The following is a 13027-nucleotide window of genomic DNA, read 5'->3' on the forward strand; positions in this document are numbered from 1 at the left end:
ATGAAAAATCAATGGCGAATTGTGATTACCTTGTTGTTAGTCATCGTGGTGGCCGTTTTTGCCATCTTAAATGTGGAGAGTGTGCCAGTCTCATTTGGCTTTACGACGGTGCGCTGGCCGTTGATTTTATTGTTATTAGTCTCCATCCTGATTGGGGCCGTTCTCATGATCTTATTTTCAACGATTACGACTTTTCGGCACAATCAGGCCTATAAGGAACTGGAAAGAACCAGTGATGAGCAGTTACAGAAACGCAACGCGGAAATTGACCGGCTGACAAAACGTTTACAGAATTCGAATTCAAAGCAACAGGGCGGCCAACAGGCAAAGCGGATTCAGGAGCTGGAGGCCCAGGTTGCCGATCTCCAGAGTAAATTAACAGCTAAATAGGATGTAGAACTAGGAGAGTGGCACATGACGTACCGCTCTTCAATCATTTTAGAGAGGATGGTTTGCTGGTGATTGCTGCACAATATCAATGGAACATTAAAAACGTTGACCAGCCGTCAGCTGAAGCTCAGCAGGTAGCTCACACGACGGGAATTTCACCAATTGTTGCCCAGATTCTGTGGAACCGAGGCGTTCGCACTGAAGAGGCCGTGACCGCCTTTTTGAATCCCGGTCCGGAGCAGTTGCATGACCCCAGTCTGTTACATGATATGGACAAAGGGGTGGCACGAATCGAAGAAGCTATCGGTGCCGACCAGCAGATAACAATTTACGGAGACTACGATGCCGATGGTGTGACCAGCACGTCTATTTTGTACGAAACGCTGAACGAAATGGGAGCGAAGGTCAACTATTACATTCCTAACCGGTTTAGTGATGGGTACGGACCAAATGTTACTGCTTTTCAGAAGCTGATTGCGGCCGGCACCCAATTATTTGTGACCGTAGATAATGGGGTATCGGGGAATGAGGCCATTACAGCAGCTAATGCGGCTGGTGTGGACGTGGTTGTCACGGATCACCATGAATTACCGCAAGAATTGCCCGCTGCGTACGCTATTATCCATCCAAGATACCCAGGAGCCGAATATCCTTTCGGGGGTTTATCAGGCGCTGGAGTGGCGTTTAAGGTCGCTCAAGCCTTGCGTGAAGAGATTCCGCAAGATGTTTTAGACTTAGCTGCCATTGGAACAGTTGCTGATCTGGTGCCACTGGTGGATGAGAACCGAGTATTGGTTTACTTTGGCTTACAACTGTTGAAGCAAGACGAACGGCCCGGACTGCGTTCACTGATGGCGGGTGCCGGAATTAAACCCGGCGAACTGACGGAGCAATCGATTGGTTTCGGTATTGCACCGCGGCTTAATGCACTGGGTCGACTAGACGATGCTAGTCCAGCTGTTGAGTTATTGACGACTGTTGATGACAGCCGGGCAACCGAATTGGCGCAACAAACGGAACAAAAAAATCGTCAACGACAAGAGCTGGTCCAGCAGATCAGTACGGCGGCATTGACCCAAGCAATGGACGACCAACACAAGGATCGGCCAACTCTAATTATTAGTGGCCGGAATTGGCACGAAGGCGTCTTGGGCATCGTTGCCAGCAAGGTCGTGGAAGCGACTGGTAAACCAACCTTGGTAATGAACATAGATGGGGATGGCCGGGCTAAGGGATCCGGTCGAAGTGTCGATGCGTTTAATCTATTTACTGCTTTAGATGGTCATAGAGACCTAATGACGGCTTTTGGGGGCCATCACATGGCCGTTGGTTTAACAGCGCCAGCAGACCAATTAGACGTCTTAGCGACAGCTATGGACCAAGAAGCAATTGCTCAGAAATTGACAGAGAGTGGTCCCAATGAGTTGCCGGTAGCGGCTTCTTTGAAAGTGGGTGCCATGACGACAAAACTTTATCAGGAGTTGGTCAAGTTAGCACCGTTTGGGACGGACAACGTGCAACCGCTGTTTGCGTTTGAAACGGCCACGATGGCTCAGGTGAAGACGATTGGGCAGGACCATAGCCATTTGAAATTTCAACTCCAAGAGGATGGTCATAGCTTAAATGCCATTCAGTTTGGTGCGGGAAAGTTTGCGTCCCAGCTAACAGCGGCACCGAATCAAGTAGCCGTGTTGGGAGCCATCGAAGATAACGTTTGGCAGGGTCGGCATTCCCTGCAATTGATGGTTAAAGATCTGCGTTTGGTGGAAGAGCCAGTCACAGATGCCAGAACAGTACAATTACATCAAGCGATGTTTAGCCAACCTGGAACGTACGTCTTTTTCCATCAAAAAATTTATCAACAGTTAGTTCAGCAATTACCCGTAACGGCAACGGCACTAGTTTATGATGGTGCGGCGTTACCCCCACTGCACGCGGAAACGCCACTGTTTATTGTGGATTGCCCGGATACGACCGGAGATCTGACCGCCGTTTTACAGCAATTACAACCGCAGAAAGTGACGGCCTATCTCTATAAGAAAGAAAGTCTTTCGCAATTAGGGATGCCAACTCGCGCGCAATATGCTAAACTGTTTAAGTTCGTTGCTACACATCAACAAGTCGATGTGGGACACCAGCTGACGCAACTCGCAACCTTTTTGCAAATTCCACGAACGCAATTAGTGTTCATGATTCAGGTTTTCTTCGAGTGTGGTTTTATCACAATCGCGCGTGGGGTGATGAACGGTGTGGCGCACCCGGAGCGTAAGGAACTTTCTACAGCACCGAGTTACCAACTACGACAACAGCAGATGCAGACGGAACAGGACCTCTTGTTCTGTTCGTCCGCAGAGTTGATTCAGCGTCTGCATGCCCCATTGAACTAATATAAAGGAGCTACTTAAACTTATGGCAACTGATTTTACGAAATACATTGCAAGCGTCCCGGACTACCCCGAAAAGGGAATCATGTTCAGAGATATCTCTCCATTAATGGCTGATGGCCAAGCCTTTCATGATGCGACTGACGAAATCGTCACGTATGCGAAGGGAAAGGGCGTTGAAATGGTTGTTGGTCCGGAAGCTCGGGGCTTCATCGTTGGCTGTCCGGTTGCTTATGATATGGGAATTGGGTTTGCGCCAGCCCGGAAGCAAGGGAAGCTCCCTCGCGAAACAGTCAAGGCGACCTACGACTTGGAGTACGGAACTTCTGCACTTTACATGCACAAGGATGCCATCAAGCCGGGCCAAAAGGTCTTGGTGACAGATGACCTACTCGCAACGGGGGGAACCATTGGTGCCACGATTCAGTTAGTTGAAGACTTGGGTGGTATCGTTGTTGGAACGGCCTTCTTAATTGAACTAAGTGATTTACATGGTCGCGACAAGCTGAAGGGTTACGACATCTTTAGTTTGATGAAATATTAAAAAAAAGCGATTGTCTCTTTTGTCCGGTAAACGGCCAGGGGAGACAATCGCTTTTTTGATTTGCGTGACAACTTAAGATTATGAGAAAATTCTGGTCGTTGTGGGGATCTTCAGCTTAGGACATGGATTTTCCGTGCAAATTTAGGCTGGTAGGCGAACGACAGGTTTCTATTTGCTTGAAGATCAAGAAACAACATGTATTTATTTAGAGTTTTTTCTGCCGTTCTAGATTTTTAAAGTATTGATAGGCCTGATTGATAATATCGGCAGGCGACTGATGATAGACTAACCGAATGTCGGGGCGTGAATTAATCTCACCTTTGGTCAACGTTTTCAGTACGGCGTGGGACAGACCTTCACTCATGAGAAAGGTAAGGTCTGTCTGTTGGCCAATTGCTTGTTGAGTGATCCAGGAGATACTTTTTTCGTGATTGTTCACGATGGTCGGTGAGGCGCCAAATGAGTGAAAGGCTTGATTTAGTGTCTGCGTTTGTTGCCAGGTTACAATCAGAATCCGTTTACCGTTCAAGATAGCCTTGCCATCGACTGGTAACCAGCTTGTGAAGTGCATGGGATGGGCTCGCTGGGTATGTTGGTGTAGCCGTCGAAGTTTGTCACGGGTCAGGTCGTGGGGCGTTACTTCACGATACATCTGGGTGAGCAACACCCCCTTATTTCCTGTCAGAATGCCGGCGTAAATGACATCCAAACGTGGCTCTGAACCGTAATCCAAGTCGTAATTAGAGAAAATTTGATCGTCGATCGTCTTGAAGGCGACGTGGGTATTAACTTTGATGAAATAGCCATAGGTTTGGTTTTCTTGCCGAATGACTAATTCGTTGAGCCGGAGTTGACGGTAACGTTTGGCAAAATCGGGGAGCCAACGAATTTGTTGAAAATCCTTGGCGTTCAGTAGGGCGTCTAAGTGGTATTTTAGATTTTGTGGCGATTCATTGCGAAGAAAATCAATTTGACGGTTTAACTCACGGATTGTTTCTCGACTAGCAGTGAGATCTTGATTAAGTGAGGCAACCTTATTTTTAAGCACATGCTGGTGTTTTTCGGCGGCGTTCGCACGGGCCTTTTCGGCCGGAAGCTGGGCGAGTTTTTTGCGTTGTTTATGAGACAATGGCTGGAGATGTGGTTGTTGTCGAAGTTGCTGAATGGTTTGGAGACGGGTCTCGGCCGTATGTAACAGGTTTCCAGCTTGAATGAGGTAGGTTTGGACGTAGTTGAGCTGTCGCTGACTGGTAGCGGCAGCGATTTGAAGCCTTTGGTTCTGTTGCGTGATGTCAGTATTTTCCTGAGAGAGTGCTTGATTTTGCTGGGTTAGCCTCCGATTAGCTTTTTTTAGTTGTTGTTGCGATTGCTGAGTGGTCCGTAATTTTTCTCGGAGTGCAAGTGCTCGATTATTGGCCTGCTCCTTCTGCAATTGGTGGCGTAGGTGACGAACTTCGGATTTTAACGCAACAGTGGCGTCAGATTGGTCTTCAGGCTGAATTTGAATAGTAGGTTGAAACTGCTGTTCACGTTGTTGGTAGCGTTCTAGGAGGTCTAATTTAACGGCATGAGCCCGCTGCTTATCCTGCTGGGATTGTTTTTTAAAATTAAATTGTTGGTTAACCATTATGATCACCACCTAAAGTATTCGTTGGATTAAGCCTAACTCTAAAGCAAGCAAAATATTCTTGCAACCGTGGGGGCCTGGTGCTGCTAAATGAGTGGCAATGGCCGCCCGCCTGTTGCTGTGGAGAACGTTTCCAGTCTATATCTGCTGGTCGGGTAAGGTGTTGACCGGATTTCAGTATTGCTGCTAAAGCAGGCATAACTGGTGCTTTGAAGCCTTCTTTAGTTTAACCTAAATGGTAGACGCCGTGGCAGGATTTGTTCAATAAATGCACTCGGTTAGTTTTGTCACGAGTCCATAATTCATCAAATATGCAAAAAACCCGTATTCTCCGAAGCCTCACAGACGACTAAACGGTTGTGAGACTGAAAAATACAAGGCTAGTACAAAGATTAGTGTAGATTTTAATTCATTTAAGGCGAAAAGAGAGCTGATTTTAGCGAATGAATGACACTGTACGAAAATTAGCGTTATGTACCAAATATTTTGGAAAGTTATGGTGGCTATCTTATTCAGCAATCATGCCATGCCGTTGAATCACAAAGCCGGTGAGGGTCAGACCGACTGCGAATAAGGCCAATAACCAGATGACCAGCGTCCAGGAGTGCATAAACTGCTGGAGATACCCGAAGAGAATGGGGCCCACTGCAGCCAGTAGATAACCAGCTGACTGCGCCATACCGGAGATGGCAGCCGTTTGGGATGGGTTCGTCGTTTTTTCCGTAAAGAAGAGAATGGCTAGGTTAAAGGCAATACCAGCGCCCATACCGGCGATCACACACATGGTGGTTAAGAAAAATAGTGAGTGGATCGGCAGGATGAAGGTCAGCGGGGCCACGACGTAGCCTAACGTCATGACACCCAGGAGAATGGTGACACCGTGTTTTTTGCTGAAGAGATAGGATACCATAAACGACAAGGGTAGTCCGCTGAGCTGAAGTAAGGTGAGCAGATTACTAGCGCTTAATGGCGAGACGCCATGGGTTACCAGAATGCTGGGTAACCAGGTAATAAGCGCGTAGTACACAAGCGACTGAAAGCCAAAGAAAAGGGTGATCAGCCAGCCTAGAGATTGATGCCAAACGCTTTGGTAGTGGTGAACTTGGACCTTCTGGGTGGTTAGTGCTGCTTGTCGTTTTAATTTCAAATTGGGAATCCATGTCAACAAGGCCAGAACGCTCGGAATGGAAAGAATACCCATAGTCACGCCGAGACTGATGTGTGAAATCAATAGGCCGGAAAGTGCCGTTCCAAGCGCACCTATAAGCAGCATGGATAGTGTGTATAGGCTAGTGCCGAGCCGTAAATTGGTCGCCATGTGCTCTTTGATAAGTGCGGGCACGAGGACGTTGCCGCTGTCGATCCCGATCCCGATAAGAAAAGTGCCAACGAACAGAGCTGGTACCGTGGGGATGATCCGCAGGTAGCTACCGACGATCAGAAGGATGAAGAGAAGAAAAACGGTCAACTCATTTCCCCAATGCTGAGCTAACCGAACGATGATCGGTGAGAAGATGGCAAAGGTGATGAGGGGAATCGACGTGAGCAGACCAGCCATGGAGCTGGTTAGGGCAAACGTTTTTTCAATGTGCGTCAATAGTGGGGGAATGAAGGTGATGGGCAGACGTAGGTTCGCCGCAATCATCATCATGCTAAAGAGAAACCACTGACGGTGGGGTTGTGTGTCGGTCAAAAGAAAGTCCTCCTAAATAAGTCAATACCTCATTATAGGCTGGTAAGCTACATTTTGAAAAGGGGAGTCCACGAAAAAACAGAGTGACCGGGATCACTCTGTTTCAGACAATTAAGTTGTACGTGCTTTCGGGGGGATAAATCATGTTAACTGTGAGTGGTCGAGGCAGTGAGGATGAGGGTCCTCACCGAGGATGGTCGACCAAGTCATGATAATCGTAATGGTGGCGGGCGACCCAAGCGGACTGGATCGTCAGGGACGGACAACGTGAAGCTGAAAAAAGTGAGAGGCACCGGTGGAATCGGTAACGTCCATGGCAACACCTCCATAATTATTAACCAATTATATTAATTAGTTAATGACTGAATTATGCCTGAATTTAGTGAAACGCGCAATCAATATGCCTATAGGGACAAAAAAGATTACAACCAGTTAGGCTGTAATCTAAGGCATACGTCACTGGCCCTTACGCGAGAGATAGTAGCTGTAGAGTGCAATTATTAAGGCAACGGCGACGATGCCTAGGAGAATGATACGCAAAATAACGACCTTCCTTCATCATGGAAAAATTAGTTGGCATTAGCGAGTGGGTTAAGGACGATGACCAAGGTAGTGAAAATCGGGGTCCCGTCCGTTCTTGTAACAGGCAAATGATTTGGCTAGTTCATTGTGAAAGGTAACAAGTATGGTGGGCGTTGCCCAGGTCGAGGCGGCCCAGAAGACGGTGTCATCAGGCTCACGATTGTCATTAGGATAGCGATAATAGCCAAGTTGGTCGTCCCAAATGGTGCCCTGAGTGTTGAGCCAGTCCTCGGCTAGCCCGGCTTGAACGACTGCGATGACGTCATGGTTATCGTGGATGAGGGCGGCTAACGTCTCCCAATCGAGTTGCCAGTCGTGGAGCTTCGGTGTCTGCTGTCGGGTACCTAAGGGGGTATGCTGTAATGTAATGGGTGCTAAGTCAATAAAATCCATGTGTCTAACCTTCTTTAGGATTATACTAGGTTTAGTGTAACCGATTACAGAATGTGCTTGCAACTATCTTAACGTGCCTCAAAGAATGAGCCGATTTTGAAACTAATAAACAGGACTTTCGTGAGGTGAAATGGGTTTATTGGTTAGCGGCTGAGTAGATAGTAGAAGGGAGCAAAGCATCATTAGTCTCGCTATATTAGCATAGTTATATAGTGTTCATAAGAAATAAATCTGTTTGTAATGGCTTTGTCTTATTAAGGGTCTACACTAAGACTAACTTAAATCAGAGAGGAGTTTGACACATGAGCGATCTTTTTATTAGTTATCAGTCTGCTGACCCGCTAGCCCGTTCGTTTCAGGTTCAGCTCCAGGAGTGGGCACAGCGGGAGTGGGAGTTTCCAACTATCAGTTTCCATGAGCAGCAGCCACCAGTTAAGTTTAACACTCGTCAGTCGGGGCGTCTCCGTCGAGAAATTCATCGAGAAATTAAGCGGTCTCATCAAGTTTTGATTGTGATTAGCCGTGGAACGTGGCAGTCGGAATGGACGGATTGGGAAATTTTAACGGCTCGAAAAGAAGATAAGCAAGTCTTAGCAGCAAAATTAGATAGTACAAATATAATGCCACTGGCACTGATGGATAGTGAACCAATCTGGATTGATCCATTTCGGCCGGAAGATTTTGTACAACGGATTATTTAAATTGAAGTAACTGACTCATGTATGCCACAATTTAATCTTGTTTGCCTGTGCTAGGTCGACTTCTGGGTAAAACAAGGAAGTCATGTTTTCATAAAGCAGACAGTAAAAATCAATTAAAGTCATTCTATCCAGTATGTACGACGGGTAGAGTGGTTTTTTTTGTGCAAAATGTGTGCACAGTCTTTTGATTTTATACCAATATTAAAAAATAGGAATCTCGCTAAACGTTGATTTAACGGGATTCCTATTTTTATTATTCTTCTAGCGAACTCTAAAAAGGAGAGTACAGGATTTGAACCTGCGCGCCGGTATTAGCCGGTTCGACGGATTTCGAGTCCGTTGCATTACCACTCTGCCAACTCTCCAAATGACTACTCTATTTATTCTACCAATAATAACTATAAATGCAAGTCAAAAACAGGAAAGAAATGCTGATGAGGACAAAAAGTGAGTTATTGATCTGACCTATCGAAACTCATATTTTTGGGTTTCCTTGATCTTAAATTGTTCGTCTGAGCCAGCCACGGTGATTAGAATGTTACTTTGTCCAAGGGCTCTCACTAGACTTTGAAATACCCTTAGCCTGCTTAATTGCTTCAGCTAGTGCTTTAGAAACCTCAGCAGGTGTCTTGTCCGTCAAATCCTGTTGCTTGAGCCATTCGTAAGCGGAAGCCTCATAAATATCGTCTGGAAAACTCATTCGTATTCACCACCTTTGCTTTGATTATAGCAAATTTCACTAAAAAACCACCAATCAAATTTGACTGGTGGCTCATTATTTACAAGTTATTTACTTTTTGGAAGAGACTGCAATCTTTTGGTGGGCCGCTACTGCCAACTCTGGGAACCAAATCGCAATTTCGTGGTGCGCATTTTCTCTGCTATCTGAGGTGTGCACGATGTTGCGGAGAATGCCATCTGGATAGTCGTGAGCGAAGTCACCGCGGATGGTACCAGGTTGCGCGTCGTTCGGGTGTGTTTTGCCTGCGAGGTTGTGGACGGCCTTAACGACATCTGTCCCACTGACAATGATGGCGACCATGGGACCCTCCATCATGTACGTCTTGATTTCCTCGTAGTATGGCATCTCTGCTTGGTACCTGTAATGTTGATCTAATTGGGCTGAAGTTGCGTTGATCACCTTTAAAGCTACAATTTGATAGCGCTTACTTTCGAACCGTGAAATAATCTCGCCAACGTGACCTTCTGCAACCCCGTCCGGTTTTACCAATACTAAAGTCTTTTCTGAATTTGCCATGAGTGAAACCTCCTTGTGATTTTTGGGTAAATCGTAAATCAAGGACCTGTTGTTCAATGCATAACAAGTTGCTACCTTAAATTGTAGATTAAACGGTTTCTAACGTCAATTAAATTATTAAAAAAACACCAATCGAGTTTATCGGTTGATGTTCACGAATATTGTTAAGCAGGATCACCCATAATCATCCATAGAATCAGGTAGGCAATGATTCCTGGAAAGGCGGGGGTGATGGCAAGCACGACGAACAGGACCCGAGCAATGCCCACGTTCCAGTCAAAATGTTCAGCTAGGCCGCCAATAACACCAGCAAAAATACGATTTGTGGCGGAGCGATGAATATTTTTCATGATGGTGTCCTCCTTAGAAAATTAGGATTGAAAATCAATTTTATTGAAAAAGTCGACGTGAATATTATCATCAGTAATTTCGAGTTTGGTAATACTTCCATTGATGGTGGCAATACCTTCATCCAGTTCAGGCGCATAACGGTCAACGATGGACCGAATCGTCATTCCGTGAGAAACGACCAGCACCTGATCGCCATCTTTGGCATTGGCTCGTAGTTTGTCAAAGCCGCGGTCAAGACGTTTCCAGAACATGTCGTTACTTTCGGCTTCACCGTACAGGTCGGCTTGATGGATCAGGTCACGGGCTTTTTCCAGGCCATAAGTTTTAAGGACGTCGGATTCTGAAGTTAATTTGACCTGGGCACCAACGAATTGCCACATCTGGTTTAAGTCGTTGCCCTCAAAATAACCATGACACTGTTCCCGGAATTCGGGGTACTGATAGGATACGATGTTCATATTTTCTGGATTTTCGTGGAGCGCAATGCTGGCAGTTTCAATGGCCCGACCGGAGTCGCTGCTGTAAGCGGCGGCAAACGGAATGTTTTTAAGCTGTTCACCGGCGCGCTTGGCATCTGCACGACCCTTTTCAGTCAATGGTGAGTCGATCCAGCCCTGAACCTTGTTGTAGTGATTCAACATCGTCTGACCGTGACGCACGAAATAAGCGGTAATTTTCTTCATCTTTCGAAACTCCTTCGTCAACTTCGTAAGTGGTTACATTCCTAGTATAGCAAGCAACGGGAGGGAACGCTAAGATTTTGCTACGGGAAAATCAAATCCCTTAGAACTTTTTTGATAAATCAAGGGACGAGTGGGAAAAAGCGTGCTATCTTTAAGGCATAGGAGATGATGCGCATGAGTACTGAAAGCAGTTATCGTTACACGGGAGAGTCACCAGTTGATCTCAGTCAACTTGCGACTCGAGTCAGTCGTGTTCCAGAACAGGCCGTAATTACGACCGCGTTAGAGGCAAATGTTGCGACTCTGAGCGATTTGCAGGCAAAATTATATTCTCAACAGCAAAACGGCATCGTTATTATTCTGCAGGGGATGGATACCGCCGGCAAAGATGGACTGATCCGCCATGTCTTTAGTGGCCTCAATCCATCTGGTACCAGCGTCGTTAGTTTTAAACAGCCAACGCATCTACAATTGGATCATGACTTTCTTTGGCGAATCAATCAAGCTTTACCACAACGGGGTCAAATTCGTATCTTCAATCGATCTCAGTACGAAGACGTGCTGATCAGCCGTGTGCATCCGGAAATGTTATTGCGTCAGAATTTACCCGGTGTGAAGACACTTGACGATGTCAACGATGCCTTCTTTGATAAACGGTACCATGACCTCCGCCATTTTGAAAAATACTTACGACATCAAGGGTTCATTACCATCAAGTTTTTCTTACATCTGTCGCTTGAAGAGCAGACCCGTCGGTTTGAGCGCCGAATCGAAGTACCAAGTAAGAACTGGAAATTCTCACCCAGTGATATGCAAGAACGAGCCTTTTGGCAAGACTATCAACGTGCTTATACGCAGATGCTGGAAAACACGGCGACTAAGAAACAGCCGTGGTACCTGATTCCAGCAGATGATAAAGGCGTGGCTCGCCTAATTGTCTCCAATATTTTAGTTAAACGGCTACAAGATTTGAAACCGGCTTACCCAACGGTTGACCCAGCCGTCCAGCAAAAATTAAAGACGACCCTCAAACAGTTACAAGAGGGAGAATTGTAATAGGCAAAAAGGGAAGGGGAAAGTTTTCTCTTCTTTTTTTTACAAGATAAATTGTAGTATACAACTGGGCAGATTTGCTAGAAACCTGGTTGAAATGGTATGGTTAGCGTAGAATTTTTAACCAGAAACCTACAGGAGGAATTAGGTCATGACGGTAGTTGGAATTGATAAGATTGGATTTTACACGCCTGGCATGTATGTCGACATGGCAGAGCTTGCTAGCGCACGAGGCGAAGATCCAAATAAATATTTAATTGGAATTGGACAATCGAAGCAGGCCGTAATCCCGCCAACTCAAGATGTCGTCACTATGGCGGCGAACGCGGCTGAACAGATCTTGACACCGGCTCTCAAGGCAGAAATTGGCATGGTATTGTTCGGTACCGAATCCGGGATCGACAACTCCAAGGCCGCTGCTGTTTATCTAGCCCACTTGTTAGACTTACCGCAAAATACGCGAGCCATTGAGTTGAAACAGGCCTGTTACGGGGCCACGGCAGGTTTGCAATTAGCAGCTGACTATGTACGCGTGCATCCCCAGGGGAAGGTGCTGGTTATTGGTGCAGATATTGCGCGGTATGGCTTGCGCACGGCTGGCGAGGTCACACAGGGGGGCGGCGCTATAGCCATGTTAGTAACGGCTGACCCAACCATCTTGGCGTTGGACGACGTCAGTAGTTATCACACGGCAGATGTTATGGACTTCTGGCGACCAACTTACCGGACCGAGGCACTAGTTGATGGGAAATATTCGACCAACGTTTATTTGAACTTTTTTAAAACAGTCTGGGCAGACTATCAACAACAGACACAGCGATCCATCAAAGATTTTGCAGCATTTGCTTTTCATTTGCCCTTTACTAAAATGGGCCGAAAAGGTCTGCGCCAAATTCTGCCAGAAGCAACGCCTGAGCAACAGACAACACTGACAGCCGCCTTTGAGGCCAGTCAAGAGGATAATCGCAATGTGGGTAACTTGTACACGGGTTCACTTTATCTGAGTTTGCTATCATTACTTCGACATGGTCAACTGATTGGCAACGAGCGAATCGGGTTCTTCAGCTACGGGTCCGGCGCCGAGGGTGAATTTTTCAGCGGTGTGTTGCAGCCCAATTTTCGTGACGGCTTTGTCGAAGAACGGTTGGCTCAACAATTGGCTGATCGGCAACGGGTCTCGGTAGCGGAGTACGAGCAAATCTATGCTGCCCAACTCAGTAACGACGGTCGTGACGTGCAACTTGCGGTGGGTGCAGAGCAAGCAACCTACTATTTGGCAGGTCGGCAACATGAGCAGCGTCAGTACCGTAAGCAATAAGACTTTCAAAAAAAGGGCGTGACGAGGGTTGTCAGTGTTAAGCGAATCCG

Annotated in this window: 13 protein-coding genes and 1 tRNA gene; 6 read left to right on the forward strand and 8 right to left on the reverse strand. The window is 46.5% G+C overall.

All coding sequences use genetic code 11. The annotated features are described in order from the left end of the window. The 3 genes from EKM89_RS03115 to EKM89_RS03125 all read left to right on the forward strand — a co-directional run bounded on the left by EKM89_RS03115 (position 1) and on the right by EKM89_RS03125 (position 3318). Positions 1–390 carry a LapA family protein gene (locus tag EKM89_RS03115; RefSeq protein ID WP_125685701.1) on the forward strand — a complete coding sequence of 130 codons (390 nt, stop codon included), beginning with the start codon at positions 1–3 and terminating at the stop codon, positions 388–390. Positions 391–458: 68 nt separating this feature from the next. Further along, on the forward strand, positions 459–2777 hold the full coding sequence (recJ, locus tag EKM89_RS03120; protein ID WP_125685755.1) for a single-stranded-DNA-specific exonuclease RecJ: 2319 nt from the start codon (positions 459–461) through the stop codon (positions 2775–2777). A gap of 22 nt (positions 2778–2799) precedes the next feature. Continuing rightward, positions 2800–3318: an adenine phosphoribosyltransferase gene (locus tag EKM89_RS03125; protein WP_125685702.1), complete on the forward strand. Its 519-nt coding sequence runs from the start codon at positions 2800–2802 to the stop codon at positions 3316–3318. Positions 3319–3523: 205 nt separating this feature from the next. On the opposite strand, the gene EKM89_RS03130 is transcribed toward EKM89_RS03125, so the two are convergent. The 3 genes from EKM89_RS03130 to EKM89_RS03140 form a co-directional block, all read right to left on the reverse strand. Continuing rightward, positions 3524–4945, reverse strand: a complete 1422-nt coding sequence (locus EKM89_RS03130) for a GumC domain-containing protein (RefSeq protein WP_125685703.1) — start codon at positions 4943–4945, stop codon at positions 3524–3526. A 508-nt stretch (positions 4946–5453) separates the two neighbouring features. Further along, entirely contained in the window at positions 5454–6638 is a 1185-nt protein-coding gene (locus EKM89_RS03135; protein ID WP_225421800.1) for an MFS transporter, read from the reverse strand. A 591-nt stretch (positions 6639–7229) separates the two neighbouring features. Continuing rightward, positions 7230–7613, reverse strand: coding sequence for a hypothetical protein (locus EKM89_RS03140; protein WP_125685704.1), 384 nt, complete (start codon positions 7611–7613; stop codon positions 7230–7232). Between the two features lie 302 nt (positions 7614–7915). Between EKM89_RS03140 and EKM89_RS03145 the strand changes: the two genes are divergently transcribed. Beyond that, positions 7916–8314 (forward strand): TIR domain-containing protein, encoded by a 399-nt coding sequence (locus EKM89_RS03145; RefSeq protein ID WP_125685705.1) that lies wholly within the window; start codon positions 7916–7918, stop codon positions 8312–8314. Between the two features lie 277 nt (positions 8315–8591). Here EKM89_RS03145 and EKM89_RS03150 read toward each other — a convergent pair. The 5 genes from EKM89_RS03150 to EKM89_RS03165 all read right to left on the reverse strand — a co-directional run bounded on the left by EKM89_RS03150 (position 8592) and on the right by EKM89_RS03165 (position 10606). Beyond that, positions 8592–8679 (reverse strand) — tRNA-Ser (locus tag EKM89_RS03150). Positions 8680–8852: 173 nt separating this feature from the next. Continuing rightward, on the reverse strand, positions 8853–9014 hold the full coding sequence (locus EKM89_RS14000; protein WP_164510491.1) for a hypothetical protein: 162 nt from the start codon (positions 9012–9014) through the stop codon (positions 8853–8855). 90 nt (positions 9015–9104) lie between these two features. Next, positions 9105–9572 (reverse strand): nucleoside-diphosphate kinase, encoded by a 468-nt coding sequence (ndk, locus tag EKM89_RS03155; RefSeq protein ID WP_125685706.1) that lies wholly within the window; start codon positions 9570–9572, stop codon positions 9105–9107. Positions 9573–9736: 164 nt separating this feature from the next. Continuing rightward, positions 9737–9922: a PspC domain-containing protein gene (locus EKM89_RS03160; protein ID WP_125685707.1), complete on the reverse strand. Its 186-nt coding sequence runs from the start codon at positions 9920–9922 to the stop codon at positions 9737–9739. A 21-nt stretch (positions 9923–9943) separates the two neighbouring features. Continuing rightward, a complete protein-coding gene (locus EKM89_RS03165) occupies positions 9944–10606 on the reverse strand; it encodes a histidine phosphatase family protein (RefSeq protein ID WP_125685708.1) in 663 nt (220 codons plus the stop codon). Between the two features lie 174 nt (positions 10607–10780). On the opposite strand from EKM89_RS03165, the gene EKM89_RS03170 reads away from it, so the two are divergent. Together EKM89_RS03170 and EKM89_RS03175 are read left to right on the forward strand one after the other, a co-directional pair. Further along, positions 10781–11662, forward strand: a complete 882-nt coding sequence (locus EKM89_RS03170; protein ID WP_125685709.1) for a PPK2 family polyphosphate kinase — start codon at positions 10781–10783, stop codon at positions 11660–11662. Positions 11663–11810: 148 nt separating this feature from the next. Further along, complete coding sequence (locus EKM89_RS03175; protein ID WP_125685710.1) at positions 11811–12977, forward strand: hydroxymethylglutaryl-CoA synthase; 1167 nt, start codon at positions 11811–11813, stop codon at positions 12975–12977. The last annotated feature ends 50 nt before the right edge of the window (positions 12978–13027 follow it).

The organism is Levilactobacillus fujinensis (genome assembly GCF_003946335.1).
GTDB classification, from domain to species: domain Bacteria; phylum Bacillota; class Bacilli; order Lactobacillales; family Lactobacillaceae; genus Levilactobacillus; species Levilactobacillus fujinensis.